Here is a 26,389-nt window from a genome sequence, read left to right as displayed (position 1 = left end):
AATTGTTTCCGTCCACGGACGGCTTCAGGGCCTAAGTGACATTTACATATTATAGTTGATAAACTCAAGCCAGCGTTTCCGCAATTGCTAGTCCCTATGGACATACGGAAACTCGTCGGGCGGAATCTTTCGAGAATTCGGAAGGCGACCGGTCTCACTCAGGAGGTCGTCGCAGAACGCGCGAATTTGAGCCAGCAATACGTCAGTGAACTGGAAACCGGAAAACGAAATCCAACGGTGGAGACCCTGGTGATTTTGGCCCAGGCGCTCGGGGTAAGCCACCTCGACCTCGTCAAACCGGACGATCAATTTCATCAAGAAAACCCGAGCTAAACGCCCAAAAACGGCATTTCAGTGCCTATTTGGCTTGAATATAGGAATATATGCCTATAATCTGGAGTTGTCCCCATCTCTGGAGCGCAACCCGATGTCTGGTCGTCAAGCCAAGGTCGTCACCGATTCAATGTTGCGCAAAATGCTTGCGCAAACGCGCAAATCATCGCGTCCGATGAGGGATCGAGTGATTATCCTCCTCTCCTGTAAGGCTGGGTTGAGGGCCTGCGAAATCGCCGGATTGGAGTGGTCTATGCTCCTCGATCCAAAGGGAAGGATCGGGAACCTGGTTGTGATCGAGGACCGTATCGCGAAACGTCAATCCGGACGTCGTATTCCGCTCCACCCTAGCCTGAAGGGTGCGCTCTCCCTTTTGAGAGAGCAGGAGGGTACCGACGGACCTGTGATCCGTTCAAGCCGCGGCGGCGCGATGAAGCCGAACAGCATCGTCAATTGGTTCGTCGAGCTTTACAGCGAGTTGAACTACGAAGGGTGTTCGTCTCATTCGGGACGGCGCACCTTCATCACGACGGCGGCACGGTCCGCGCACCGCGCAGGGGGATGTCTTCGCGACGTACAACTCCTTGCCGGACACCGGTCGCTATCGATGACCCAGAGTTACATCGACGGCGATACGGACGCCCAACGCCGCATCGTTTCCATGATCTGAGACAGCGACGATGTCTGACCGAAACGAAGTGGTTAGTGGGCCGATCGCGCGCGCGCGCGTTTTAAGGGTCCCCGTCGCTGAGAAGATCCTGGCACCTTTCAATCAAGGGGATTTGGATAGCCTCTGTGGCGTCTATTGTGTGATGAACGCTGTCCGGTTTTTGGTCCCGGAGCTTGGGCGCGAAAAGTCGATTGGCCTGTTCCAAGTTCTGTCGGAGAGCCTCACGACAAATAGCGTGACGGCGCATGAGACGGTTGGGTTGGGGATCGAAATCCCTACCGTCCACGCTCTTGTCGAGGCCGCCCGCGGTTACCTTCAAGAGGTAGTCGAGGCGCCGATCAGCGTGGCGATGTTGACGTCGAAAGTCCGTCGGTTCGACGATCTGTGGGCCGCGTTGCGCGAAGGTCTGCGCGGCAATCAAGTCGCTATCATCGGTCTCTCTGGTCGCCACGATCATTGGACGGTCGCCTATCGAATGACTGCTCGCACGATCCGGTTGTTCGACTCCGACTCGATGAAGGTTCTGCAACGGGCGCGGTGCTCGCTGCGAGACCCGAGAGTTCCTTACCAGATCGATCCTGATGAGATCATTCTCATTCGAAGGGGAGGGGTAGTTGGTAGTAGGTTCTAGTAGAAACCTTGGCGGTGGTTCCGACTGTCAGAGGTTGGTCCGGATGGGATCATTCTCGATCGAAGGGCAGGTAGTAAAATCTAGTAGAAATTCCGTCGATCGTTCCATCGGGGTGAAATCTCACTTCCACACTGAGAGAGCGCGGTCGAACGCAGCGGCGCTACTGGAACTCGGCCGGTGACGTTGGACGAGTACCTCACCTATCGGGAAATGGTCAGGGAACTCGACCCAGAGGCTTTCAAACGTGTGCGAACAAAGTTGCCGCCAACCGACGCAACGGATTTCGCCCTCCGAGTGTCATACGTGATCCTCAACAGTGGGATGAGGTGGACGGTTACCCAAGACATCTGGTCACGGATGAAACCATCTCTGGTCGATACGGGTGAGGTTGGGGAGACGTTCGGTCATCCTGGGAAGAGGAAAGCCATTAACCTGGTCATGTCGAACCGTTCGGGGCTTTTCGAAAAGTTCAAATCAGCATGGGCACTCGGGCCGGAAAAGGTGGTCGAGTACTGCGAGACCCTTCCTTACGTCGGTGGGATCACGAAGTACCACCTGGCTAAGAACTTGGGGATTGATACCGCAAAACCAGACGTCTGGCTCGAGAGGGTCGCAGCCAACTCTGGTGAGGCTGTGCAGGAACTGTGCGCGCGACTTTCGCAACTGGCCGGCGACAGTGTCTCGACCGTTGACTACGTGATTTGGAAGGCATGCCAGCAAGGGTGGTGGCCTCTCGTAGCATCGCCGAGCGACGATCCTAAGAACGAATGACCGCGTCCGCCGCGGGCTGACGACTCCAGAGCAAAACAGAAAAGCGGGACTGACCGTCAATAGGGCCGGCCAGAAGGGTCCCCTCATATCAAAGAAAGGGAAACCATGACGAAGGAGAAATCAGACATGCTCTTTGGCGAAGCTACTGACATCAACCAGGCACACGACGAAACCATCCTTAAGATCAGATCACTAAACGACGATCTGAGGATCAGAAGCCTTGGCGGGGTTGTCGTCATTACCGACGGGATCGCTGCACTTGGTCCCTCGACAATCAGGGACATCATATCAGCCGTAACCTCCTTCGACGGGTTCACTCCCGAGAACGATCCCTATGGTGAGCACGATTGCGCAGTCATGACCTTCAGTGGGATCAAGATCATCTGGAAGATCGATTACTATGATCTAACCCGCCGCTATCATTCCACAGACCCATCTGACCGAAACGTCACATCGCGGGTCATGACGATCATGAGGGCCGACGAATACTGATCCGGCCGATCATAGACATTACTGATACGAGCCGCCCCCGCCTGAATCCGGCAACATCGCCACTGGCGTCTAACCCATGGCCCGCGATTGTGGGACTCGGGCCAGATCATCACGTTCGAGGCAGCCCACATCGTTTAAAAGAACTGGCGCAAACGCCAATTAGCGAATGCTCTTTGTAGCTTATTACTTCTGACCGCAAGTGTTATAGCTATAATAATAAGAAACTCTTGCTTGGTTTCTCGTCCCGCAATTGCTGCAAATGAGTTCTGTATCAATGGTCTGCGTAAGTGGTTCTTCGGAATCAAAAAACGCAGACATGAATTTTCGAGAATGATAACCTTGGTCGAAAGCTGTTTTCACGAAATCAAAAAAAGTGAGTTTTGAACCACAATTAGTGCATGAATCCGGTAAACACCCAAATACCGGACTTTTTTTCTCGATTGAATCCAATGAAGTTCCAAGAAATTCGGCGACAGCTTTGTTCACCTCGGTCGGTACCGGGCGAGGGTCAACCATGAATTCGCCTCCCTGTGATTTTTTGTAAAAGCACTCGAACTGGATGCTCCCAAACCAACTCTAACTTTAACAAAATTCGTCCCGACCGCCAAGCCGAATTCCATCAAGCGATTGAGGGCAAATCGCGAAATATAGGGTTTTTGCTACGCTCCAATATTCATGACGTCGGACCTGGAGACCTGGAGTGTCGAAGTTTGGTTATGGCGCTCTTTCGTGTAGTGAGGAATTTGTCCACTCCCCAAGGAGCCAGTTTCATAGCTGCAGTCGCAATGGTCTATCCGGGTGTCGTGGATCAGAATGGCTGAATTTCGGGGCCACCAGCAAACGGCCTGGTTGCATTTGTGGGGCAATAGGGGGCTGACCAAGCAAACAGTCCGGCGTTCCCTTGCCGCATTTATGACGGGGGTTTCCCATGCGTCGCCTCTGACACCATTCCGTCTCGCCGGGAACTCGCCCCCCTGTACACGGTCTCCTGGTAATCAGTGCCTCGCTGGTAAGGCTCGCGTCCGGCGCCGGAGATGAGGCTGCACAAGTCATCCGCGGAGAGTTCCTGCCCGTGTTCGGCGCCAGCGGCGCGCGTGATCGACTCGTTCATTAGAACACCGCCGAGATCATTGGCGCCTGCTTCGAGACACAGGGCCGCGCCTTGGGGTCCCATTTTCACCCAGGAGGCCTGGATGTTGGTAATCCCAGGGTCAAGCGTGAGGCGAGCCACCGAATGCATGAGAAGTGCCTCGCGGAAGGTTGGTCCCTTGCGCGAACGGCCCTTGAGATAGATCGGCGCTTCCATGTGCACGAACGGCAAAGGCACAAATTCGGTGAAGCCTCCGGTGCGCGCCTGCAGATCGCGGACGCGCAATAGATGACGTGCCCAGTGACGATAAGCGTCCACGTGGCCGAACATGATGGTCGCGGTGCTCTTGAGTCCGACCGAATGCGCTGCTTCCATGACCTCGAACCACTCAGCAGTCGAGATCTTATCGGGGCAGAGAACGGCACGTACCTCGTCGTCGAGGATCTCGGCAGCCGTACCCGGCAAGCTCGCGAGTCCCATGGCCTTCTGGCGCACGAGATAATCGCGCAGTGAAAGGCCAAGTGTCTCTGCCCCGTGCCAGATTTCGAGCGGAGAGAATGCATGCACATGGATATGAGGGGACGCGGATTTCACCGCTCCAACGATCGCGAGATAAGTGTCCCCTGTGTAGCCGGGACGGATACCGCCCTGGAGACAAACTTCCGTCGCGCCACGCTCGGAGGCTTCCTCGACCCGTTTCGCGATCTCCTCGAGCGCTAGATCATAAGGCTTGTCGCGATGACCGATATTATGTCGCCCCTTGGAGAAAGCGCAGAACTTGCAACCATATGTGCAGATGTTCGTGTAATTGATGTTGCGATTGACGACATAGCTCACGCGGTCGCCAACGCGCAGCTTGCGCAAATGGTCCGCAGCTCGGCAGAGCGTACTGAAATCAGCTCCACGCGCTTCGAACATCGTGACAATCTCGGCTTCGTCGGGCGGGCTGCCGTCCATGACCTTGCGGATGATACGGTTGATTGCGCGGGAGGCGTTCGTCTTGCTTGAGCGCAAGAGCGTAGTGGCAGGCGTCGGCAGGGGCTCGAGGCCCCCTGGTGCCCAGCCATCCTCGCGCGCAAAGCCGCTCGTATCGATCATCCGCAGAACTGGTGTTTGCAGTTGCGGGGAGAGCCAGCGTTCTGGCTCTAACGCGAAGTCGGGATAGATGGCGACACGCTCGACGAGCGAGCGTCCGGCCTGCTCAGTCGCTTGGCCGAGCGCGACAAGATGCGGCCAGGGGGCCTCGGGATTGACGTGATCCGGCGTCACCGGCGACACTCCGCCCCAATCATTGATGCCTGCATGGATCAGCTCGCCCAGACTCTCGGGGCGCAAATTCGGCGGCGACTGGATGTTCATTGTAGGCCCGAAGAGAATGCGGGCCACAGCGATCGTCCAGACCTGTTCCTCTAGTGTCGGTTCCGGCGCGTTTTCCATGCGCGTACCGGGCTTTGCCCGGAAATTCTGGATGATGATCTCCTGGATATGCCCGTAGCAGTCATGGAGATCGCGGATAGCCAGAAGCGCGTCGACTCGCTCTTCTCGCGTCTCACCAATTCCGATTAGTATTCCACTGGTGAATGGTGCACCGGCGCGCCCCGCGGCTTCGATCGCCGCGAGGCGCGCCGCAGGAGCCTTGTCCATCGAGCCGAAATGCGGGCCGCCTCGCTGCGACAATCGATGAGAGGTGGTTTCGAGCATGAGGCCTTGCGAAGCCGATACGCTGCGCAGCCGCCGCGACCAGGCTTCATCCGTCAGACCCGGATTGAGATGCGGCAAAAGCCCCGTCTCCTTGAGAACGAGACCAGCAATTTCTTCGAGATAAGAGAGCGTACTGGCGTGCCCGAGATCAGCAAGCGCGTTGCGGGCGGCAGCGTAGCGCCGCTCCGGCCTGTCGCCCAGAGTGAAGAGCGCCTCTTTGCAGCCTTGCTCTTGGCCGCGCCGTGCAATGTCGAGCACAGCTTCACGAGAGAGATACGCAGCTTCATCACGGCGCGGCGCGTGGGCAAAAGCGCAATAATGGCAAACATCGGCGCATAGCTGCGTCAGCGGGATGAAGACCTTCTTGGAGAAGGAGACGTTGGCTCCGTGGCCGACCAGGCTGAGGCCTTGCGCGACCGCACTCAAATGCCCTTTGGCCTCGCAGTTGACCAGGGCTAACGCCTGTTCGCGATTAACCTTTTTTCCAGCCTCGACCGTGTCGAGCAATTCGTCGATATCAATGCCGCGCCTCATGGCTCGGTTACTCCCGCTTCGCGTCCATGACCGTTTCGAGCGCGCCCTGTTTCGTGCAAGAAACCGTAGCGGGCTCCTTCGCGGCTTCGCTCCATTAAGATCGCCAGATCGTTCGGCTCGTCGATATCGGTAGCGACGCCCTTGAGTCGGATCGCCCGAGGAGAAAGGCCGCGCGCTCGCGCTTGTGCGCAATGGCGTTCAAAGCTGCCTGGCCCGAAGTTCGGCGGCAGCGCATCAGGGGGCGACAGCAGAAGTGCGTTTGTGCCGTTTCCGTCCCGAGAGGGAACGATCGTCATATATGATGGCTCCGCCGGATGTGCCGTCGCCATGATCTCGGCAAGCTCGGCGGGTGTTACGAAAGGCAAGTCCGCTGGAATGAATAGCACCTGCCCGGCACCACGCTGCTTTGCGTATGCTGCGCCGAGCGCCAACGCGGCGTTTAATCCGAGGCGCCTTTCTTCATGCAACACCGTCGCGCCTCTGCGACTTGCAAGCTCGGCGACCTCCGGTTCGGCGGTGACTACAAGCACGGCGTCAATAGCAGGTGTCACCGCCAGTGCGTCGAGCATATCCTTGAACATCGCGAAGACGAGGCAACGGCGTTGTGTTGGGGAAAGGGCAGACGAGAGCCGCGACTTCGCGTCAGCGAGTGTTTTCACTGGAACTATGGCGCAGCTCGCGTAGGGCTTCGCCTTGCCGCCGCGCAGCCTGTTCACCGCTGAGCCCCCTTGCGCAGTTCGGCGCAGAAATCGAGGCAGGCTCGCGCCAAGGAGATTTTGTCGTCGAGACTTCGCATCAGCGTGTTGGTGACGAGAGTGGGAAGCATGAGATCAACTGCCCGCCCGGCATCACACTTGTCGAGAACGAACGCGCTGAGCAGCCCCGCATAGTGCCGAGCGACCGTAACGGCGTCGGCGCTGCGCCCTAGCTGCTCCATGATTTTCGCGGTAGGCCCTTTGACAGCTTTGCCGGCGATGATGGGCGAGATTGCGATGACTGGTGCGTCGCAGGCCTTTAAAGCCTCCTTGATCCCAGGAACGGCAAGGATTGGATCGACGCTGAGATAGGGGTTCGAGGGACAGATGATGACACCCGACAAGTTGGGCTCTGCAAGCGCCGCGAGAGCGATTTGGCAGGGTCGCGCAGAGACAGCACCATCGAAGTTGATAGCGGAGATCCTCGGCCTGCACTGCTCACGTACGAAGTATTCTTGGAAGGCGAGCCGGCCGAGATCTGTGTCGACGATCGTGCGCACCGGATCATCGCTCATTGGGAGCACCTTGGCGGCAATACCGAAGCACTCGGCATAATGGGCCGTGACCGCCGTCAGACTCTCCCCGGCCCGAAGGCGGCGAGTGCGCTCCACGTGCATTGCGAGATCGCTGTCGCCCAACCTGAACCAGCCGGGGCTGCCAAGCTGAGCAATGGCGGCCATGAAGTTCCAGCTCTCGTCGCGCCTTCCCCACCCAGTGTCAGGGTTCACGAGATCGGAGAGAGTATAGATCGTCGTGTCGATGTCTGGCGAGACATAGAGGCCGAGGTGCTCGAAATCATCACCCGTGTTGACGATGATAGTGAGGCGGTCACCAAGGAGATTTGCAAGACCTAGAGAGAGCTTGGCGCCGCCCACGCCGCCGGAAAGCGCCACATAGCGCCCTTCTTGCAAACATTTGTCGCCTGCGCTCATCGGAAGAGATCCTGGTTCTTCGGTCTAGCCAAAGCCGATGCGGGACTAGGTTTGTCTTTCCAGTCGAGGCCTCGCACGAGAGCAGCGGGATAGCCCTCTGCAGCCTCCCCCATTACCAGAACGGCGGCTGCCGCAACTGCGTCGGCGAAGCCCGTCTCGGTTGCTTCAAGGATGCGCCCGGAGAGATCTGCTTCGCCCCGATGGTCACACAGCGAGGGGATGCCGGCCGCTCCAATGGCGAGGCCGACCGTACCGAGCCGCCAGGCGCGGCCAACGCTGTCCGAAACTATCAGGCCGATGTCGCTTCCAAAATGTGCATCGATTCGGGATTTGAGCCGCTCTGCACTTGCCTGTGGATCGAGCGGCAGGAGCAGTACTCGGCGGCCGTGATCCTCGGCTGAAAGATTTGATTGGTCGATGCCAGCATTGGCCATCACGAAACCATGCCGCGTCTCGACAACAATTACTCCAGGTTTCACCCGAACAACTTCAACGGACTCCTGCAAGATCGCCTCGATAAGGCGCTCGTCCTTATGTGTCATCTGAGCGAGCTCACGCGCACGGGGCGAGGGGGTGAGGCTAGAAAGGTCGAGAAAATGCCCCTCGGCTTTCGACACGACCTTCTGTGCAATCACAAGGATGTCGAAGCGGCGCGGCACAACGTACCCCCGCTCGAGCGCCGCGATCAGAAGTGCCGCGAGATCGTCTCCAGGCTCGACCATTGGAATGCCTTGCAACGCAGTGATGCTAACCGAGGGCACACTCAATGGCGCTCGTCCTGAGAAGCCGGCTGCCTATTGTCCGAGCAGCCCACGCGCGGCTCCGATGCTACATCCTGCGCCATCGGGATTCCGGTAATGCGAATGCCGGAGCCATTCACCTTGTAGGCACGATTGATGCCAATGAGAACGCAGGTCATCGCCTCGGCCGCGGCGGAGTTCGCGAGTGGGCCGCCATGAATACCTCGTAACCCCATCGCCTCAGCAAGCCCGATCGCCGTCTCCCTATCCTTCACATCGTCCCCGAACACCAGCACGTCGCAATGGATGTCGTCTCCCCTCTGGAGCTTGAGGGCGGCGACATTATGGAAAGCCGAGACAACGCGGGCCTCTGGGCCCAACCGCTTGCGCGCGGCGGCCGCAGCTGAACCCTCAGGTGGGAGCTCGACACGCGACATCCTAGAAGACTGAATCGGCACAGTTGTATCAATGACCAGCTTACCGACAATGTGCGGCTTGATGGCATCGAGGATGGCGGCCTGGCTCTCCCATGGCACGGTGACTAGCACGATGTCAGCAGCGGCAGCAGCGTCTTCGTTCGCTGCGCCGCGCGAGGCCGGCGCGCCGGCGGTATGGGCGATGCTGCGCGCAGCTTCCTCTGCCTTGTCGGCGACGCGTGAGCCGATGATCACGGGATAACCAGCCCCGGCGAAACGTCTGGCAAGTCCGGAGCCGAGGGCGCCCGTTCCCCCGATGATGGCGATGGTCGGCTTAAAAGCACCCATGATTAGTGCTCACTTTTGGTTGTTAGCGGTACCAGTCGGATGCCGGTAACCTTCATGCGAATCGCCGATCGACGGGACGTTAAATCTCAATCATCGGTGTCTTCAATCCTTGGCGTCATCAAGGCTCACCCAGAACTCCGCTTGGAGGCGTATCTGCGACAGGCCTGCGACGACGTCGACGGGGAGCGCAAAGATTCTCGCCATTCGCGTTGTGCGCCCGGATTGGCGGGGGTGCTCGAAACCAAAACAAATGCGATCACCGTTTCCTACCGATAGCGGGTTTCAGAGAGTCGAGCTAGGAGCTGATCACTTGAGCAAGCAGCATTGCAGAAACAACTGCAAGCCACACAGAAGCAAATCTTTGGACGATCGAAAGGCGCCGGCTGCCGCCGCTCATTTGAATCACCGTTCCAGCAGTACCCCAGACCAACGCTGCAGCCATTACCATGAGGCAAAAAAGTCCGAGTCGTTCCTTGAAATGTGGTTCGTCGGCCGTGGGCAGAAGAACGAGACCAATGATTTGTGCCTTAGGATTCAGCAACGTTGTCACATAAACTCTACGCGCCGTCACTTCGCCGAAGGAGCCAGCACCGTCTCGACGCGCCCAAAGGCTGATGGCGAGATACATCACCCAGAGCGCGGCCAGAACCTTTAATCCAACCGCCGCTCGGGGCCAGGGCTCTAGCAGCTTACCGTTCAAATACACCAGTGGCAAAATAGCCGAAAGATACCCAAGTAACTCTGCTGGCATCATTTGGATAACAGAGTGCAATCCTTGTCTCGCCCCGCGAAGAGCTATTAAAGCGTTCGTAGGTCCCGGGGAAAGAAGAATCGCAATTGCAGCAAGAACGAAAGCGTAGTTCTCCATCGCTCAACCTTGCGTTCCAGATTATCGTTTGATTGCGCCTAACGACACAAACTGCTCTCTTCCGTCAACTAGGCAGGTAAATTCGAATGATCCGTCTGTCACATGACCGGCACGGCCCGGGAATTGAAACGGCCAGCCCTATGCCCCGTGAAGCTGATTTCGAGACGGCCGGCCCGGTTTCAATCTCATAGCTTTTATCCGTGCTTTTCGAACTCGACGACCGCATTCTAACAGGACGAAGGAGATTGACATTAGGAGATTTTATATTCAATATTTTGGTGACGGACTAGATGGGGAACTCCGATGGCAGAGGACGTGATCACCCTTCACCAGAAGCTGACGGATCTTATAAATTCTCCTGACCGAGGTCCTGAAGCGAAGGCTGCTGAGGATGCTCTTTTTGCGCCGAGTTCAGTCTATGTGAGCTACCCACCTCAATTCACGGCTCCCGTCAGCGATATTCCCGATTTTAGGATTGATAACCTGCATGAGGGGGTGTCCGGTCGAACAGTATTCGCTGAGGCCGTCATGTCTGGAACGTATCGAGGCACCAAGGGGTGGTTAGGAGCGAAGTCCTCTGGGGTAAAGTTCTCGATGCGTGTGGTTACGGCCACAACATTCAACGAAGCAGGCCTCATTACTCGAAGGGCCCTATATTGGGACAAAGAATCGATTCAGCGTCAGCTCGACGGCTCCTCACCCGCCACGGACTCTCAGCACAACGTCACTTTTGAGCTAACAGACAGTGACAAAAATCTTTTAGCTGAATTTGGTGTTGTAGCTAGGTACGCGGCTGAGTACGGCTACTACTAGACTTTGGCGAACCTTATGGCGGCAGAGATAGAGCTCCAGCCGCGAACTCGTGTGGTCGAGTCTAACGGGGCGCTTTATCTTCGCCTTCTTGACAAATTCGCGAAAATTGAACCCGCGGATGATTTTTCGCGGCGGTTGGTTAGGTCGCTATTTTCCGGCGGAAGCTTGGCAGACGTACTTAGTCGAGCTGCTCCAACGCCTGTTGAGAGCGCATGCCTCGCTATAATCGACGCGCTTATAGCTGAAGGCTTTGTCACTGAAAGGCCGACAACCTTAGGTTCGCTTAAGAGCGACTTTGATAGGTTTGAGCGCGAACTAGCGTATCTTGCTGCATGGGAGACCGGTGCCAACACGAGATATCAGATGCTCGAGCGAGTTCGGTCGGCGAAGATTGGAGTCTTCGGTCTAGGTGGCATTGGCAACTGGGTCGTTGCCGGCTTGGTCGCCATGGGCTTCCGTAAGTTTTGCCTTGTTGACCCGGATATAGTTGAAATTCACAATCTAAATCGCGCGATCTTATTTTCTCCAGCTGATGTTGGTACTAAAAAAGTTGAGGCCGCATCCGCCTTCATAAGGAGGATGGACGCCACGTCAGAAATTTCGTGTAACGACATTTTGATTGATGGATCGGACGCTTGCAGAAGGGCTTCTTCTGGATGCGATCTCGTCATTAGCCAGATCGACAAGCCTCTCGAAAATATTCAGCATTGGGTTACAAGAGGATGTTTAGAAGCCGGCGTTCCGCTCTTGCTTGTTAGCAGCTTAAGCGTAGGACCGTTCATGATTTCACGAAATTGCGGCTGCGTCGGCTGCTATCAAGCATCTCAAATGGATCGCCTGTCAATTGCCGGCAGGATCGAATATGTTGATCCGAGCTACCCCCGCCCAGAAAGTTCAATCTGTTACCGTGCGTCTATAACTGCCGGCGTAGCGTGCAGAGAGGTAATGGCCTTCATTTCGCGCGGACTGGATTTGACAACTCGCGATCGCGTCTGGCGAATGCATGAGCAGACAATGGAAGCTGAGTTGGTGCCATTCTCCAAACGAGCCGACTGCTCAACTTGCACGATCTTTTCAAAACAGGAGAGTTCAGATGTTCGCTACGCTCCGGGCTAGCAATGACCCTAACGTCCGCCGCTATGCTGAACTACTTGAGCATTCGGTTTTTGCGTCCGCACCGCGGATTTTTGGAGCAGCCTCCAAAGCAAGTGGGCAACAGTACTCCGCCATCCTGGCAGCACTGCGCGAGTTGACGGAACCTCAACGTCGATCGTTATTTCTCCACCCATATTTTACGACATGGTGGCACCAGGTGTATCATGCAATCGCTCGGCATGATCGAGGTTCTTCTCTTGAAGACCTGCTGCCGCACCTCGGTAGATTCATAGTTGGACAAGTAATAAGGCTACCAGGCGCGAGTCTGAGCAGGATCAGTATTCCTTTAGTAAATGGGTGTGAGCTACGGTTTCCCGGCGTCCAAACGCACTTGAAACTGTCGGCCCCAGAGATATGCCTGGTCAGTTCGTCACCCAAAGGCGATCTCACTCTAGAATGTGGCGGCGAAAGCTGGGACCTGCGCGATCTGCTAAGAGCTGGGAGCCAGAAGTCGCAGATATCGGTTTTGAGGGTGAGGCGGTCCGCGTTCAATGGAATTGAAGTGGATACAGAAGACCCTTTCATGGAGGAAACGTTTGCGTGGCTGCGAGATCGTGCAAGGGAGCACGGTCACACCGATCAGATTTTTGGAATAAGCATGACCGCCCACCGTAGAGGACAGCTTGCTGCAGCGGCTAGAGTTGCAAAAACGGTCTCCCCGAATCTTTGGGAAGAAGTGATTAGCTACGTTCAGCTTCTTGGCTTGATGAAGTCACCCAACGTCTCAAGCTTTACGACAACCAGAATGCCGGGTGCACTGCTACTGTCAGAGTCGAAGCATGCTTTTTCAGATCCTCTTTTCACTGCGGAACACTTTATTCATGAGGCTTTACATCAACGTATGTTGTATCAGCTAGCGGTGCAGAACCTTTACAATAATAATGAAGAGGATGAGATCTGGTCGCCTTTTCGCCAGCAATCACGTCCTATCCGTTACGTGGTCCAAGGAGCTTACGTGTTTGCAAGGCTTGCCGAGTTTCAACTGCTAGCTGCGAGTATATTGAAGGAAGAAATTGCGGCTAAACGGTTCCATGAGGTGCAGGCGATGGTGGCAGAATCGATCGATGGCTTGCACCGGCATGCTAGTCTGACTGCGGCTGGTTCCACTTGGTTTGGGCAACTGAAGACTCTGCACCAGAGACTCAACACCCAAGCGGCGATCTGAATGAAGCCCGATTTCGGCTATGACGTTGTCGTCATCGGCGGAGGCCCCTCAGGCTCCGCCACTGCAACGTGGCTCGCTCGTGCTGGTTTGAAAACCGCGCTCCTAGAGGAGAAGAGGTTTCCGAGGTTTCACGTAGGCGAGTCGTTGCTGGCGATGTCTACCCCGATCCTCGATGAGTTGGGCCTCGTCCCGCGTCTGGATAGCGAGTTTCCACGCAAGTACGGTGCTTTGTTCGTGTGGGGACAGGATCCTCGTCCCCGAGAGTTGTACATGCCCGGCGTGGGGTTCGCATATCAGGTCGAACGCTCGCGCTTTGACCACCTTCTACTCGAGAATGCTCGGGCGGCTGGCGTCGAGATATACGAGCAATGGCGAGCAACAGATGTATCGTGCGAAGACAATAGAGTCCAAGGAACTATCGCCAAAACCGTCGCAGGCCAATCCAGGAAGTTCAGATCTCATTATGTTGTGGACGCAAGTGGGCAGTCCAAGCTTCTTTCTAGGCGCCTAGGGCTTCAGAGAGAAAAGTTGGGCCCCGAACAGAGAGCAACGTTCAGGCACTACGCTAGCTCGAAGCGCCTTAGGGGTGCTCAAGAATATCACATAGTGACAGAGGCGGTGGGCCAAGGTTGGTTGTGGCACATCCCCCTAACACAGGGGAAAGTCAGTGTTGGATTTGTGACTATCGCCGGCGACCGAGTTAGCGAGGTTGGAGATGCGCTGAGCGAGGCGATACGATCGAGCAAGATTATACAAGATTTACTGGCCGACGCACAGCCACTTACTGCCGGCTCCCAGATGGTCTACAGAAATGAGATCGGGGAAAAGTTGTCCGGTCCTGGTTACTTCATCGTTGGTGACGCCGCTGCGTTTGTTGATCCACTGCTGTCGACCGGAGTGCATGCGGCACTATATGCTGCGAAATTTTGTTCGGCCGCTATAAGTTCGATAATTCGTGGGTCTGTTGCCGAAGAAATCGGTCAAAAGTTCTATGATGACGCTATTCGGCGCCATATGCACCGGGTCTCCTCTCTTATATCGTTCCTCTACGCGATAGGCGGGAAGTCGGGCGAGGTATGGACCGCGCGAAGCGCTTTGCTAGGTGCAGATATAGAAACAATTGTCGGCGGCGTGGGTCGGGTATCTCTTCCATTCCTTTATGGCGGCCTCGATCACCTTAATATTGGCAGTGAAATGGCACGTGTTGTTGAGAGCCGGTTCCGTAAGCCATCGCTAAGTTTGTCTCCACGCGACGAAATTCGTATTGCAAGTAACGTTCGTATTGATAGGTCCGCCCACCCGCGCGGGGGGGTATTGGTTCCAAGCTTATCGGCATATTTTCTCGGCGATCAATATCCAGTTATCGAAATTGAAGAAGCGAGTCTGGGGGGGCGCGTCCTGTGTTGGCTGAATGCGCCATGCTGCTTAGGTGATCTTATGAACAGCGTGCAAGCAGAAGTAGGCCGAACTGGCCTAAGTGCATTTTTGGAGGGGATTAAACTTTACGCTGACCTAGGAATCATTGAAACAATCTAGGAGTTTATAGGCTTTTGACAGCTGGTCGTTACAGATTTGGTGTTATTTTAGTATTGATATTGCCTAAACGAGGTCGGATGGGAAGCGGAACGTGTTAGGTTTAGCGCATTGGGGTCCATATGTTGACCTTTCCGAGCCCGACGGCGCTGCGGCTATACACACGCACGCGACTTATCATGCCTTCCTGCATCTGAATGATGGATGTGAACCTTGTCTTTTCCAGATCAGCCCATCTCCAAACCTGAGAGACAGCGTTTTGGAGTTCCTTTCCCGACAGGATCTCATTGCCCATTCGCCCGGTGACATTCCTGATTATCTGAGATCAAGAAACTGGCAGAATGTTGTGGAGTTGGTCGATCGTGCTTCACGACTGCCCGACGAAATTAATTTAAAGCTTGTAATGTTGCTGGGTAAACTCGGTATGTACGAGGCCGTGCTGTCAAATTTTGGGCATCCCAGCGATGCTGAAATCAGCAAATCTCCGTATTCCGCCCGCCTCGCGCTAAGGAGGTGTCAGGCGTTGGCCTGGCGCGGCCCCTCCGACTGGGAGAATGCGAACATGGAAACAGCGCGAATTCTTAAGCTCTCTATGGATCCTGTAGTTCGTGTACACGCCGCCCTCAGCTTGGTGGTTCATTTCTCAAAGCGAGAGTTCGATTTGGCTAGGGCGGCGGATGCTGGTTCGGTGCTTGTGGCAGATCTCAAGAAAATGGATTTCGAAAGGACGCCTCACCTTTGTCTAACCGGGAGCAAGGGCTACCGTGCACTTGCGTTTATACCCTATCATCGTGGCGATCGAGATGAGGTTCGACGCCTTCTCCAGACCGCAGAAGCATTGCACAACTCAATCCCGGCCTCGGATAACGGGGCGCTCTTAAAACAGGAGAACTCCCATCCCCTATACGAGACACTTGGCAAAGAGGCGCAATGGCGAGGAGACTTTGATCGTGCTTACGAGTTCGCCGAGTATTTGGCGGTAATCGATGGTGGAGACCCAAAGGTCTATCTCCAGTGGGGAAACGTCTGTGCGAATATGGGGCGATTGACGGAAGCGGTGACGCGATATAGGAGTGCCATCGCTTTGGGGCCCCCTACGCAGGCGCTTGCATGTCTCAAGCTTGGTGCCATCCTGGAAGCCGCAGGAGATTTCATCGGCGCGGCTCAGGAATACGTCGCTAGTGTTAAGTTGGAACCGCGCAATCGCATTGGGCGCAAAAATTTGAGACGCGTAGGTCTATTATTAGAAAACTCGGACTTGATAGCTCAAGCTGGGTCTATACACTAATCGTTGCAGTATGGCATGACGTCATTTGCGAACATCCGATAGGCGCGGCGCTTAAGTTCTGCCGTAGGATAGGCTGCCTCTAACAAAATCTGGCTTATGCTCAATTTGCGTAGCTTGCGGCAATCCTCCACTAGGTTGCTGACGGTGCCATGCATCATCAAGCCATCAACCGAGGTATCCCTAAATGAAAATGTAAGACGTATGCTTAATTCTAATTCGACCATATCTCGGCCAGCGCGGATGGCTGCCTCTTTCAGCTGTCGCAGAGAGCTATTTAGTTTTTCTTCTGAGTTAGTTGCGCCATGCCATCCGGTGCCGAGCGTTGCAGCGCGCTTAAATGCTGCAGGTGAATGGCCGCCAACCCAGAGCGGCACGCACGCTTGAACGGGCTTAGGGTACATTGCCGATGGGCCGAATGAGAAAAATTCGCCGTGAAAGACTACACGTTCCGACAGCCAAGCGGAGCGCATTACACGAATCGCCTCATCAGACCATCGGCCCCTGCGATTGAAATCAATTCCTAGTGCTTCCACCTCTGGTCTAAGCCATCCGACACCCACACCTACGATAACGCGGCCCGCGGAAAGCACGTCCAGAGTTGCAATCGCCTTAGCGAGCGGTAGCGGATGCCGATGCGGGAGTACCAAAACTGATGTTCCCAGTTTGAGCGAGCGAGTTTGAGCAGCGACAAAAGCTAGGGTAACCAGCGGGTCGGGGCAGGTTTGGTGTGGATCAAGGTCAACTGGCACATCATCGCGGTTGTATCTCTGAGGCACATCCCAAGGCACAATTACGTGATCGCTTGTCCACACGCTGTGATACCCTGCCTGCTCCATCTCAATGACCCAATCGATAAGCTCCTTGCCCCCCGGGGATAGCTTCGAGCCAGGCAGATGGAAACCAAATTTGATCTTCGGAGACAATGCGGTAGGCTCAGACATGATGCACTAGCCACCTATTCAAGGGGACTGCCAATGCTCTCGCTTTGGGGACGGCCCGAGTCGACTTGCGTAGCGAAGGTTGCGTGGACGTTATCAGAGCTAGGATTGTCATACCATAGCATCGAGGTGGGAGGTCCGCACGGCGGTACGCGTGACCCGAGATATCTCCGTATGAATCCGACCGGACTTATTCCCACTCTGGAGCATGATGGATTTTTTATTTGGCAATCGAATGCAATTCTCCGCTACATATGTAACTCGTTCAATGGTCGGCGATTTTATCCCGAGAATCCTCATAAAAGGGCGCTAGTTGATCAATGGATGGACTATTCAGCGATAGAACTGCAAAATTCCATTGGTTTATTTCGTACACTTGTTCGTCGTGATAACATTGGAGAATCAGTCGACGTGGCGTTGAGATTCGCCAATGAAAGGGTAAGCGTACTGTCCAGCACGCTCGCTCGATCGGATTATTTGGCAGGAGATGATTTCACGTTGGCAGACCTTTCGACTGGGCCTCTAATCCACCGATGGAATTTAATGATTGGGCGAAACGCACCTGGCAATTTGGCGGAGGTTACCGCCTGGTACGATCGTTTACTTCAGCGACCTGCGTTTCATCAGAAGGTTGTTGAGAAGGTTTCAGTCTGAGACCACTCCTAAAGCGGAAAACGCGCAATTCTTGCCGAGCATGGTGATTTGCGACAGCCGAACTTTGGGGCTAGGGCGTTGCAATCACGGAATATTGAATCATCCGGGCTGCACCCTGAGCCGTCAGGAAAAGATCGGGAACAGGGTTTGGCAAATAGTCAGGACATACTTGTTCCCGAATTCGACCGAAAGGTGATACGAAAAAGCAGATCGCAGGCCGCAAAGGTATCGAAGCGACTAGTCCGTGATTGTGTCAAAGACATATTGCTTGCGAGGCCTTCAGGGTCGCGGCCTGCGGATCAAGTCCTTGCACGTGCAGTTGATTTATATCGCGAAGGACCGATTGACCGCCGAAGGTTGAAGGCGGCCATCGCGCAACTTGAAACCAATCTTCGCAACGATATCCCCGATCTCGTTGTACTACGCGGTCCCAAGACCGTATCGGCTAAGCCAACAGCAGCTGGGGCTGATGGTTTACGAAACTCACGCAATCTTCGAAGGTGAACAGCAGTTCATCTCCGCAATGAATCACAGCGTGATACTGACTAATAACAACATCATTCTCATATCGGGGCTACTGCCAGGGGTCCGGCCGCATCTTTTCGAGCGTGTTTTTGAACATGGTGGCTCGCAGAAGACCCCTGGCGGAGTCCAACTCCACCTCTCCGATCTTTGGCCGACGCTCATTTGGATGAGAGCCGAGCAAAGAGGGCAGGGGCGAGGTAATCCGCTGAGGGTTACGATGACTCCCTTCCGTGACGGACTCCTTTTCGGGAGTCTTCAGAAAGTGACTATTCCTCCGGCCGGCCCAACAGTTTCAATTGTCAGCGCCCGCGGCCAACAAACTCGCGAGCTGCGCGACTACTACGGAGTTCTCAATGGGCACCGCCTGTGGGCGATGACTAACACTTTGGTGGATGGGTGGCTGCTGTCGCTAGATCAAGCGCAACTACGGGATATTCTGAATAGTTACATGAGCGCCTACAGCGATGTCGTAGCGGACAATAGCTGGCGGTGGGGTATTGGATTTGGGCGAGAAGGATCCCGCGGTGGCGATGGTAGCAAAGACCTTTCGTTTGACCGTTCCACATCACGCTCGCCGAAGCGCGGCCCTCGCCGGCCTGGAGGCAATTTTAACATCGGATCCATGGCAGAAAGTGGGATGAAAAAGCCTCTCCAACCTGAGGAGTGCTCATGTCGCGCCGGCCATTTTTGTGTTGGACCGCGAGGAGGGCACTTTTGCATCACTGACAGCGGCGCCAAGAGCTACCTCCGCAACTAGCTCGGTTACTGGGCTCTCAACCATGGATTCAGTGTGAAAACCCAATTTCACACTGTAGGGTAGGGGCTGGTGATCAAGGAGAAGCCGTCGGCGAACTCGGATCGAGTTCGGGCGCCCGCACGCGATAACCTTTCGACCCCTCGCGCGTTATGGCGCCAACCGTGGATGAACGCGACCACGACATAGCTTTGATGCTGATTAGCAGCGAGGGAGGAGGCGAGCTCATCAACCTGGCGCGGGTCATAGAGCCAGCCCTGATCGTCGAATTCCAGGATGGCCAGGTCATATCCCCCCTGGACATGCCGCTCAACAGCATTGCCGCGCCGGATGGCGCGATCGGGTACGCAAAATTTTCCGAGGAGGCGGTCGAGGAAATCCATTCTGTCCATCTACAGTCGGTTGCGGTAGGCAGGCACAGACGGTAGCGTATTCCGGTAGAAACGGCGCCGTCAGCCTAGACACGTTACTTGTCACGCACTTGCAGTTTGTAGTAGGTGGCTGAGTATATATTATGTGCGAGCTATTGGCACTTGGACAGCGCTGTGACGTAGAAGTTTTAGCTAGAGACGGTGCTTCCTGACCCGCGAAACGCGGAGTACGGCCCTCCGATCGCGGGCTCCATCCGATGAATGCCGCGCCGCAACTCGATGGGAAGTGCAAATGTAGGCAAAGAGCGTAGAATGGCCGCCGATGGGGGCAATCCGGAAGTAAATATGGTCGGTGCACTTACCCTCTGCTGTCAAATCTCACGATTGCTGCTACAAGATCATAGGCGTTAGCAAGATCGCGATGGGGGAAGCGATGCCGACTGTAACCGTACCTGCCGCCAGCGCAGAGGTCCGAGACCGCGTGGAGCCACTGCTAGCCGCGGTTTTCGAGCAGGCATCTGGCCTGGACAATATTGCCCTCAGCCCACTATCCGCCCACGTCCTGCTTGAGTGCGTCAGATTTATGCCGGGGAAGCTCAACGAGCGCGACATACTTTCCACCTCGACTGTATTCCTGACGACCCTGCTGCTGGCCCGCAGGCTGGCCACCCCCAGTTCTGGCACAGAAATCTCGGGCGCCGAACTCGACGAACTGCGGCGCTGGGGTGAACTCGTCCTTGATGGCTTTTCCACTCGCCTTGACGCCGCGGCCGCAAGCTTCTTTCAAAAGCCCCCCGTGCCCGACATCTTGCTGTTCGATGGGATCGAGCCGGGAATGACTCCAGTGGGCGTGCAGCTCGGCCCCGGCCTGACGCACGTTTTCCAGACCCTTGGGAGCCACCGTGAAATCAAGCTCGCGGACGTCGTCCTGCGCAGCCTCGACGATCCGGAAGCGCAACTGCCCCGTCGCATCGAAGAGTGGCAATTGGGCGCCCTGGTCAGGGGAATGAAGGGTGTCGCGAAGACCAATGTAGGTCGCATCCCGAGGATGACCCGGGAGGCAGATGACAAGGAGCTGTCGCTTTCCATCCAGGAATACGCAGAGGCGCTGGCAACAGTCCTTCGCAGCGCTGAGGGCGAGTTCACTTTTGCCCTCTTTGGGCCGTGGGGAAGTGGAAAGACGACTCTCACGCGGCTGCTCAAGCCTTTGCTCGAAAAGCCAGGCTATTTCGTCGAACAGACCGGGGCATCCAAACAGCGGTTTGCGAGGTGGCGCTATGAGGTTGCGGGCCACAATGCCTGGAAATATCGGCAGCCGCCTGAGGCCTGGGTCTATCTCTACAAGAGCCTCGCCGAGCGAGCTGGCGCCGGCCTGCGCAGTTACGACAAAATGGCTCTGGCGGCCAGAGCCTCCCATTTCCGGTATGGACCATGGCCGCTCGTCGGCGCGCTGGTGTCGCTCGCCGTCTTGGCGATGCCTCTCAGCGCAACCCTGCAATTGGCAGGGGTCCTGGCGACGTTGATCGGCGCCGGCGCGCTCGCGCACGTGGCGGCAATCGCACCCAAGGTGCAGACTAAGGTCAAGGCCATCTTTGAGAAGAATGCGAAGCTGAGCACGGGGCCGGAGCGGCTTGGCATGCTGGCGCTGATTGGAGAGGATGTGAAGGCGCTGCTGTCCGCCTGGACGAAGAAACTCCCTGGTGAGCGGTCAAAGGACGGCCAGTCTCCATCGGTCAACGAGCGCGAGCGATCCATGCGGACCAAGCTCGTGTTCCCCCTTGTGGTATTAGCGGGCGTGGCAGGTGGCTGGGCCTACGGTCTGTACAGCTCGCCTGACCCCCCAAAACCCGGTATTCTCGTCCAGAGCCTCGAAACGGTCGCCCGTATCCTCGCTGGGCCCGATAGCACCAGCAAACCGAAAACCGACTCAATCGATTCGGAAAATTGGATTCTGTTGGCCTGGATCGGCCTCGCCTTGGTGACGATGCTGGGCCCCTGGTTGATCTCGGCGCCAGGGCCGGATCGTGTACTCTTGATCGTCGACGACCTCGACCGCTGCGGCCCGGACGACATGCTGACCGTCATTGAGAACATGAAGCTGTTGTTGGTCGACGACCCGGTTCTCAACAACAGATTGCAGGTGCTAATGCTGGTCGACGAACGCGTTCTCGCCTTTGCGATCGCCAAACACTATACGGAAATGATCGCCGAACGGGCAGCTGATATTGTCGGCGTGAGCGCCGACAACGCACGACTGATTGCGGAACAGGAGATCATTGCCGAGCAAAACGAGAAGCTGTTCGCCTGCCACCTGCGCTTGCCGGTGCTTAGCGATCGCGACGTTGCGACCTTGGCCGTAAAGCTTTCCTCCCGCGAGCTGGAGGAAAACGAAGAGCAAGACAGGCAGGCCGCCGACAGGCGACGCATTGACGAGCTGCACCGGGCGGAAAGGATCCTTCAGAATGCGATAGCTGCCCAAGAAAGTGCGAAGTCGACCCTCGAGTCGGTGCGTGAGGGGCAGAAACGACCAATTATCGACATTGATGCGCCATCCTCGCTGCCAGTACCGAAGAACTTGCAGAGGCTGGGCGTTGATGGGTTGCCGCCATCGGCGCAGGAAAAGGCCGCCAGGATGCGACAGAAGGCGGCGGCCGAGGCGTTCAACGACAAGCTCGCCGCTATGACGGCCGAAGAGCGGCTCGCCGACAATCCCGACGTGGTCAGGCGCTACGACCAGACGGTCGCGATGGTGGAGCAGGCGCGGGGGGGCCTGGAACGGGCTCGAAATCGACCGGCTCAACTGGAAGTCATCCAGGAGGACACTCCGACCTTTCCTTTCGACGAAGGCGACGTGCGCTTCACGAGGGATGAGGTCGCAGAGCTGGGAAGGCTCGTGCCAGACTACTTCCGAGCGATCAACAGGCGCCCGTCGCCACGTGCTATCCGCACCCTGCTCTTCAAGATCCAGCTGTTTCGGTTGTTGCTGCAAGTGCGCGCGCCGAACCGGCCATTGGAGAGTTTCTCGATCGTCAGCATCTTAGACGCTTTCAGGCAGGCTGCAGACATCGAACCGACCGCAAAGCAAGACGAAGAGACCGTCGTGATCGCGCGGCAGGTCATTTAGCTCAATGCTGTCTTCCAACGTTTAGGACTACAAGAGACAACCAAGGAATAGCAAATTGTCAAAGGAAGATGCTTCTAATGGCGTCTTCGAGGTGACGAACATCATCGAAGGGCAATGCGATATCGACGCGTTGTTTTCGGAAGATGGCGATCCCCTGGTTAGCGGTAGGCGCCACTATCGGCCTGAATGTGTCGTCCAGCCATGTCCGCATATGCTCTACGCGCCGGGCCAGGAGTGTCTTTGTGTTCTGATCCCAGCGCCGCAGAAGACCCAATACAACCGCATCTTGTGGTGTCCAGTCGCGCTGACGCGAAACTTCTAGATAGCGGGTGTTCCAGACCAAATTCGGACGCCGTGGGTTGGGATTGAGAAGGTCAACGATATTAGCTGGTTGCGTTGTTGTAATTTTTTCTCCGTCGGCATCGGCGACAAATACGCCATGCAGCGGATATAAGGGCGGAATATCATGGTGCCAGGGCAGCACTTTCACCTGTAATGATGGTTCGGTAAGCGCGAGCAAGAAAAACTGCTCTGCCTATATGGGTGGTAGCGCAGGGCTCGTTGACAGCCAGCAAACGGAAATGTCGCCAACCAACGTACCTGAGGAGTGCTCATGTCGCGCCGGTCATTTTTGTGTCGGACCGCGGGAAGGGCACTTTTGCATCACGGACAGCGGCGCCAAGAGCTACCATCGCAACTAGCAAGGTTGCTGTGCTCAGAAGTCAATCATGGGGTCGGCGTGAAAGACTAATTTCACACTCTAGGGTAGCCTCGTCGGCGGGAGAGCCTGACTGGTAGATGCTGCAATCGGTTCGAATAGGTTTCTGAATGAGGCTGTGCATCCATCGCGGCAGCAAGGAAATTGGAGGCAGTTGCGTAGAACTGGATCAGGATGGATATCGAATCCTCCTCGATATCGGCCTTCCGTTGGATATTGAATTTGACGAGGCCGCACTGCCCCCTGTTAAAGGCTTACGGGAGCCAGATCCAAGCCTGCTCGGGATCGTCCTCAGTCACAGCCATCGAGATCATTGGGGTCTGCTCCCCAAAATAAAACATCCGATCGACGTCCATCTTGGCCGGAGGGCGCTTGCGGTCATGCGCGCAGCAGCTCCTTTCATGCCGGTCGGCTATGCGCCCGCTCCGTCAATCACCTATGAGGACCGAGAGCCCTTCGTGTCGGGGCCATTCCGGGTGACGCCGTATCTGACGGACCATTCAGGCTTCGACGCGTATTGTCTTCTCATCGAGAGTGGAGGCAAACGGCTCTTCTACTCCGGCGACCTACGCGCACATGGGCGTAAGGCGAAGCTCTTTGAGCGCCTTGTTGCACAGCCGCCAGAGTTCATAGACGTCATGCTTATGGAAGGTTCGAGCTTAGGGAGGCTTGAAGGAAGGAGTCGATTTGAGACCGAGGGCCAAATAGAGCAAAGGCTGGTCGACGCCATCGGCCGCACACAAGGAATGTTGCTGGTAGCCTGTTCGGTGCAGAACATTGACCGGGTCGTCAGCGTCTACAGGGCAGCCAGACAATCGGGACGGCAGTTGATCGTGGATGCCTACGGCGGCGAAGTGCTCCGAGCAACGGGAACTTCTACAATCCCAAAGCCGGCTGATGATTGGGAGGATGTGAAAGTCTACATACCGCAATCGCAGCGGCGCATGCTGGTTAGGAACCAAATTGCGCCAATCGTCGATGCTTACAAAGGTCGTCGCATTTTCCCCGAGATGTTACCGGCCGTGGCTGGGAAGTCAGTAATGATTGTGCGCCCCTGGATGCTGAATGATTTGGATAGGGGAGGTGCCCTTGTCGGCGCCCGGGCTATCTGGTCACAATGGGAAGGCTATCTCACCAGGGAACCCGGCATCAAATTCAGCGCCAACTGTCGGGAGCTCGGCATACCGACGGAAACAATTCATACATCCGGCCATGCCGACATTCATTCCCTCAAGAGGTTTGCTACTGCGTTAAGCCCAAAACGGTTAATTCCAATCCATACGTTTTTTCCGGACAGGTTCGGCAGCTTGTTCGACAATGTCACACCAGCGGTAGATGGCCAGTGGGAGCAGATTTGACTCAGAATGTGCTTCCCTCAAATGGCAGCTCGGTGCGTACTTCCGAAAGCGCGATGTCGTAGATATGGTCCAGGCACCCCGCTGCAGAGCCGAGCACTCTTTGCATGACGGTGCTTGCGCAACTCGGACAATATGCTGAGAGTGAATTACGAACCAAACTGAGGGCTTACAAACTTGACAACTGCTATCCGGCCGCCGCGTCTCCTTGGCAAGCCTTTTGAGAACGATCTGCTGGTCGGCCCTCTAAAGCCATTCCTCGACCTGGTTCAACGCGACCGGGATCTAATTGCAGAGATAAGACGCGAACTCCTCGATATTTACTGCAAAGGTCAGCGACTCGTCAGCATCCGGCCAAGCGGCGGATCATATCGCTTTGACTCGCACGAAAAGTTCTGGCCTCAGAAAAGCCAGACCTTCTCTACTGTCGACGCGGTAGCAAGCTTCTGCAGCGACGCTGTACCCTTCATCAAGCAGCGAATTGCAGAGCATGGCCCTCGGGGCAAGGAGATCGAATTCGAGCACCTTTTAGTCCGGGCCAACAATCTGGAGACGCTCAACACAGACTACATCGCGGTGGACCGGCAGGGGATCAGCGAGGAAGGAAAAGGCCGGACCGATGTGGTTGGCGTCTACTGGCCGGGACACCGGCGTGGCTCGGGAGATCGTCTCGCTCCGGCACTTATTGAGGTAAAATATGGACTGAAGGGCGGCATTGAGGATGTGGCAGACCAAATCGCGCGCTACTTCGACGATATGCGAACAACTCTGCCAAATTTTGTCGATGACCTTCAGAACCAACTTCGTCAAAAGGCTCGGCTAGGTTTGCTGTCTGGGCTGAGCAAGGGCGCTCAGGAGAAGATCCAACGCCTTGCCATATCCAACAGGATTGAAGACGTAAGAGCTGTCGTCGCACTGATAGATTTTAATCCGAGGGCAAGGCGTCTAAACCTGGAGAAACTGCGGGCCCTGCCTTTTGCGAATCAAATTGATCTGTTTCACCTTGGGCTAGGCCTATGGCGAGCGAACTCCTGTTTTCGGGTACAATCAGAGGAACCGTTGGAGGCGCTTACCGCGAAGTGATCCGCGCCTTCCGTTCCTGGGTCTGTTCCTGCTGCCGACAACGGCCGCAATTTGGCGCTTTGCGGTTAGGCTGCTATCGTTCCCCCACATCAAACCAATCAGGTGATTAATCCCGCGAGTTATCGGTTTGGCGCTCGCCGGGCGATCAACGCGTCACGAGGCGAGGGGAGGTTCAGTGTGAAAACCCAATTTCCCACTGAGACCGTTATCGGGAACGCAGCGAGTTTGCGCGTAACGTGGAAAGACAAAGTCGATCAACAGCGTGATGTCAAACCGATCGGAATATCTCAAGGGTTTTCGGTCGGCGTGGCAAGACGGTTCGGATGGGTGATCGAGTTTTGCCAGGCTCTTCCATATCGATGGCATCACAAATTCCACTTAGCAATGTATCCAGGTGTGAGCGTGACAAAACCTAATGTTTGGCTGGAACGGGTTGCAGCACGGTAGTGAAACAGTTTCAAGATCAGTGCAAGCGGTTGTCGAACAGTTCGGTGAAATGTCTCCAGGGTCGATTATGTATCTCCAATGCATGTAGTAGGAGAGGGAAATTCAAATCCGAGCTTGTTCATTCCCAGTTTTTTCAGACCGCCTATGCCAAGGCTTTTGTTAAAGCCTCGCCAATTTTGGAAAGA

Annotated in this window: 23 protein-coding genes; 14 read left to right on the top strand and 9 right to left on the bottom strand. The window is 55.8% G+C overall.

The features are described 5' to 3' along the window. Window positions 1-96 precede the first annotated feature (96 nt). From CK218_RS12915 to CK218_RS12895, 5 genes are all read left to right on the top strand, one after another. Complete coding sequence (locus CK218_RS12915) at window positions 97-333, top strand: helix-turn-helix transcriptional regulator (RefSeq protein ID WP_095827949.1); 237 nt, start codon at window positions 97-99, stop codon at window positions 331-333. A 94-nt stretch (window positions 334-427) separates the two neighbouring features. Then, the gene (locus CK218_RS12910) at window positions 428-1,003 is read left to right on the top strand and encodes a site-specific integrase (RefSeq protein WP_095827948.1); all 576 of its coding nucleotides are present in this window, start codon (window positions 428-430) and stop codon (window positions 1,001-1,003) included. A gap of 10 nt (window positions 1,004-1,013) precedes the next feature. Next, complete coding sequence (locus tag CK218_RS12905; protein ID WP_095827947.1) at window positions 1,014-1,634, top strand: hypothetical protein; 621 nt, start codon at window positions 1,014-1,016, stop codon at window positions 1,632-1,634. 177 nt (window positions 1,635-1,811) lie between these two features. After that, a complete protein-coding gene (locus CK218_RS12900) occupies window positions 1,812-2,405 on the top strand; it encodes a hypothetical protein (RefSeq protein WP_095827946.1) in 594 nt (197 codons plus the stop codon). A 105-nt stretch (window positions 2,406-2,510) separates the two neighbouring features. Beyond that, entirely contained in the window at window positions 2,511-2,897 is a 387-nt protein-coding gene (locus CK218_RS12895; protein WP_245435013.1) for a DUF3768 domain-containing protein, read from the top strand. Window positions 2,898-3,807: 910 nt separating this feature from the next. On the opposite strand, the gene cofH is transcribed toward CK218_RS12895, so the two are convergent. The 6 genes from cofH to CK218_RS12865 all read right to left on the bottom strand — a co-directional run bounded on the left by cofH (window position 3,808) and on the right by CK218_RS12865 (window position 10,281). Then, window positions 3,808-6,222: a 5-amino-6-(D-ribitylamino)uracil--L-tyrosine 4-hydroxyphenyl transferase CofH gene (cofH, locus tag CK218_RS12890; protein ID WP_095827945.1), complete on the bottom strand. Its 2,415-nt coding sequence runs from the start codon at window positions 6,220-6,222 to the stop codon at window positions 3,808-3,810. Next, window positions 6,219-6,938: a 2-phospho-L-lactate guanylyltransferase gene (gene cofC / locus CK218_RS12885; RefSeq protein ID WP_179294493.1), complete on the bottom strand. Its 720-nt coding sequence runs from the start codon at window positions 6,936-6,938 to the stop codon at window positions 6,219-6,221. The genes cofH and cofC overlap by 4 nt, the downstream gene beginning before the upstream one ends. Then, window positions 6,935-7,909 (bottom strand): 2-phospho-L-lactate transferase, encoded by a 975-nt coding sequence (gene cofD / locus CK218_RS12880; protein WP_095827943.1) that lies wholly within the window; start codon window positions 7,907-7,909, stop codon window positions 6,935-6,937. The genes cofC and cofD overlap by 4 nt, the downstream gene beginning before the upstream one ends. Continuing rightward, window positions 7,906-8,670, bottom strand: a complete 765-nt coding sequence (cofE, locus tag CK218_RS12875) for a coenzyme F420-0:L-glutamate ligase (RefSeq protein WP_210201063.1) — start codon at window positions 8,668-8,670, stop codon at window positions 7,906-7,908. The genes cofD and cofE overlap by 4 nt, the downstream gene beginning before the upstream one ends. A 2-nt stretch (window positions 8,671-8,672) precedes the next feature. Next, complete coding sequence (gene npdG / locus CK218_RS12870) at window positions 8,673-9,413, bottom strand: NADPH-dependent F420 reductase (protein WP_095827941.1); 741 nt, start codon at window positions 9,411-9,413, stop codon at window positions 8,673-8,675. A 295-nt stretch (window positions 9,414-9,708) separates the two neighbouring features. Then, window positions 9,709-10,281, bottom strand: a complete 573-nt coding sequence (locus CK218_RS12865) for a hypothetical protein (protein WP_095827940.1) — start codon at window positions 10,279-10,281, stop codon at window positions 9,709-9,711. Window positions 10,282-10,584: 303 nt separating this feature from the next. On the opposite strand from CK218_RS12865, the gene CK218_RS12860 reads away from it, so the two are divergent. The 5 genes from CK218_RS12860 to CK218_RS12835 all read left to right on the top strand — a co-directional run bounded on the left by CK218_RS12860 (window position 10,585) and on the right by CK218_RS12835 (window position 16,235). Beyond that, the gene (locus CK218_RS12860; protein WP_095827939.1) at window positions 10,585-11,094 is read left to right on the top strand and encodes a hypothetical protein; all 510 of its coding nucleotides are present in this window, start codon (window positions 10,585-10,587) and stop codon (window positions 11,092-11,094) included. Window positions 11,095-11,109: 15 nt separating this feature from the next. Further along, a complete protein-coding gene (locus tag CK218_RS12855) occupies window positions 11,110-12,210 on the top strand; it encodes a ThiF family adenylyltransferase (protein WP_095827938.1) in 1,101 nt (366 codons plus the stop codon). Window positions 12,211-12,847: 637 nt separating this feature from the next. After that, window positions 12,848-13,414 carry an HEXXH motif-containing putative peptide modification protein gene (locus tag CK218_RS31080; protein ID WP_245435010.1) on the top strand — a complete coding sequence of 189 codons (567 nt, stop codon included), beginning with the start codon at window positions 12,848-12,850 and terminating at the stop codon, window positions 13,412-13,414. Beyond that, window positions 13,415-14,950, top strand: a complete 1,536-nt coding sequence (locus CK218_RS12845) for an NAD(P)/FAD-dependent oxidoreductase (RefSeq protein ID WP_095827936.1) — start codon at window positions 13,415-13,417, stop codon at window positions 14,948-14,950. A 91-nt stretch (window positions 14,951-15,041) separates the two neighbouring features. Next, window positions 15,042-16,235 (top strand): tetratricopeptide repeat protein, encoded by a 1,194-nt coding sequence (locus CK218_RS12835; RefSeq protein ID WP_143749636.1) that lies wholly within the window; start codon window positions 15,042-15,044, stop codon window positions 16,233-16,235. On the opposite strand, the gene CK218_RS12830 is transcribed toward CK218_RS12835, so the two are convergent. Continuing rightward, window positions 16,232-17,176, bottom strand: a complete 945-nt coding sequence (locus CK218_RS12830; protein ID WP_095827933.1) for a TIGR03619 family F420-dependent LLM class oxidoreductase — start codon at window positions 17,174-17,176, stop codon at window positions 16,232-16,234. The genes CK218_RS12835 and CK218_RS12830 overlap by 4 nt on opposite strands. Between CK218_RS12830 and CK218_RS12825 the strand changes: the two genes are divergently transcribed. After that, entirely contained in the window at window positions 17,129-17,827 is a 699-nt protein-coding gene (locus CK218_RS12825) for a glutathione S-transferase family protein (RefSeq protein WP_143749635.1), read from the top strand. The two genes, CK218_RS12830 and CK218_RS12825, sit on opposite strands and share 48 nt — an antisense overlap. 1,329 nt (window positions 17,828-19,156) lie before the next feature. Here CK218_RS12825 and CK218_RS30075 read toward each other — a convergent pair. Continuing rightward, window positions 19,157-19,489 (bottom strand): hypothetical protein, encoded by a 333-nt coding sequence (locus CK218_RS30075; RefSeq protein WP_143749633.1) that lies wholly within the window; start codon window positions 19,487-19,489, stop codon window positions 19,157-19,159. Between the two features lie 421 nt (window positions 19,490-19,910). Between CK218_RS30075 and CK218_RS12810 the strand changes: the two genes are divergently transcribed. Then, window positions 19,911-22,601 carry a P-loop NTPase fold protein gene (locus CK218_RS12810; protein WP_179294490.1) on the top strand — a complete coding sequence of 897 codons (2,691 nt, stop codon included), beginning with the start codon at window positions 19,911-19,913 and terminating at the stop codon, window positions 22,599-22,601. 58 nt (window positions 22,602-22,659) lie between these two features. Here the strand turns inward: CK218_RS12810 and CK218_RS30600 are convergent, their stop codons facing one another. Continuing rightward, entirely contained in the window at window positions 22,660-23,121 is a 462-nt protein-coding gene (locus tag CK218_RS30600; protein ID WP_179294489.1) for a hypothetical protein, read from the bottom strand. 308 nt (window positions 23,122-23,429) lie between these two features. On the opposite strand from CK218_RS30600, the gene CK218_RS12795 reads away from it, so the two are divergent. Together CK218_RS12795 and CK218_RS12790 are read left to right on the top strand one after the other, a co-directional pair. Beyond that, window positions 23,430-24,677 (top strand): MBL fold metallo-hydrolase, encoded by a 1,248-nt coding sequence (locus CK218_RS12795; protein ID WP_095827928.1) that lies wholly within the window; start codon window positions 23,430-23,432, stop codon window positions 24,675-24,677. 174 nt (window positions 24,678-24,851) lie between these two features. Beyond that, window positions 24,852-25,757 carry a hypothetical protein gene (locus tag CK218_RS12790; protein ID WP_095827927.1) on the top strand — a complete coding sequence of 302 codons (906 nt, stop codon included), beginning with the start codon at window positions 24,852-24,854 and terminating at the stop codon, window positions 25,755-25,757. Window positions 25,758-26,389: the final 632 nt, after the last annotated feature.

Source organism: Mesorhizobium sp. WSM3879, assembly GCF_002294915.1.
Lineage (GTDB): Bacteria > Pseudomonadota > Alphaproteobacteria > Rhizobiales > Rhizobiaceae > Mesorhizobium.
The sequence above is the reverse complement of the archived record's forward strand: the minus strand, read 5'-3'. Positions and strand labels throughout refer to the sequence as shown.

Excerpts from the sequence above, each read along its gene's own strand:
- CK218_RS12915 (WP_095827949.1), top strand. The coding sequence starts at position 97 with ATGGACATACGGAAACTCGTCGGGCGGAATCTTTCGAGAATTCGGAAG.
- CK218_RS12910 (WP_095827948.1), top strand. The coding sequence starts at position 428 with ATGTCTGGTCGTCAAGCCAAGGTCGTCACCGATTCAATGTTGCGCAAA.
- CK218_RS12905 (WP_095827947.1), top strand. The coding sequence starts at position 1,014 with ATGTCTGACCGAAACGAAGTGGTTAGTGGGCCGATCGCGCGCGCGCGC.
- CK218_RS12895 (WP_245435013.1), top strand. The coding sequence starts at position 2,511 with ATGACGAAGGAGAAATCAGACATGCTCTTTGGCGAAGCTACTGACATC.
- cofH (WP_095827945.1), bottom strand. The coding sequence starts at position 6,222 with ATGAGGCGCGGCATTGATATCGACGAATTGCTCGACACGGTCGAGGCT.
- cofD (WP_095827943.1), bottom strand. The coding sequence starts at position 7,909 with ATGAGCGCAGGCGACAAATGTTTGCAAGAAGGGCGCTATGTGGCGCTT.
- npdG (WP_095827941.1), bottom strand. The coding sequence starts at position 9,413 with ATGGGTGCTTTTAAGCCGACCATCGCCATCATCGGGGGAACGGGCGCC.
- CK218_RS12865 (WP_095827940.1), bottom strand. The coding sequence starts at position 10,281 with ATGGAGAACTACGCTTTCGTTCTTGCTGCAATTGCGATTCTTCTTTCC.
- CK218_RS12860 (WP_095827939.1), top strand. The coding sequence starts at position 10,585 with ATGGCAGAGGACGTGATCACCCTTCACCAGAAGCTGACGGATCTTATA.
- CK218_RS12855 (WP_095827938.1), top strand. The coding sequence starts at position 11,110 with ATGGCGGCAGAGATAGAGCTCCAGCCGCGAACTCGTGTGGTCGAGTCT.
- CK218_RS31080 (WP_245435010.1), top strand. The coding sequence starts at position 12,848 with ATGACCGCCCACCGTAGAGGACAGCTTGCTGCAGCGGCTAGAGTTGCA.
- CK218_RS12845 (WP_095827936.1), top strand. The coding sequence starts at position 13,415 with ATGAAGCCCGATTTCGGCTATGACGTTGTCGTCATCGGCGGAGGCCCC.
- CK218_RS12825 (WP_143749635.1), top strand. The coding sequence starts at position 17,129 with ATGGAAACCAAATTTGATCTTCGGAGACAATGCGGTAGGCTCAGACAT.
- CK218_RS12830 (WP_095827933.1), bottom strand. The coding sequence starts at position 17,176 with ATGTCTGAGCCTACCGCATTGTCTCCGAAGATCAAATTTGGTTTCCAT.
- CK218_RS30075 (WP_143749633.1), bottom strand. The coding sequence starts at position 19,489 with ATGGATTTCCTCGACCGCCTCCTCGGAAAATTTTGCGTACCCGATCGC.
- CK218_RS12810 (WP_179294490.1), top strand. The coding sequence starts at position 19,911 with ATGCCGACTGTAACCGTACCTGCCGCCAGCGCAGAGGTCCGAGACCGC.
- CK218_RS12795 (WP_095827928.1), top strand. The coding sequence starts at position 23,430 with ATGAGGCTGTGCATCCATCGCGGCAGCAAGGAAATTGGAGGCAGTTGC.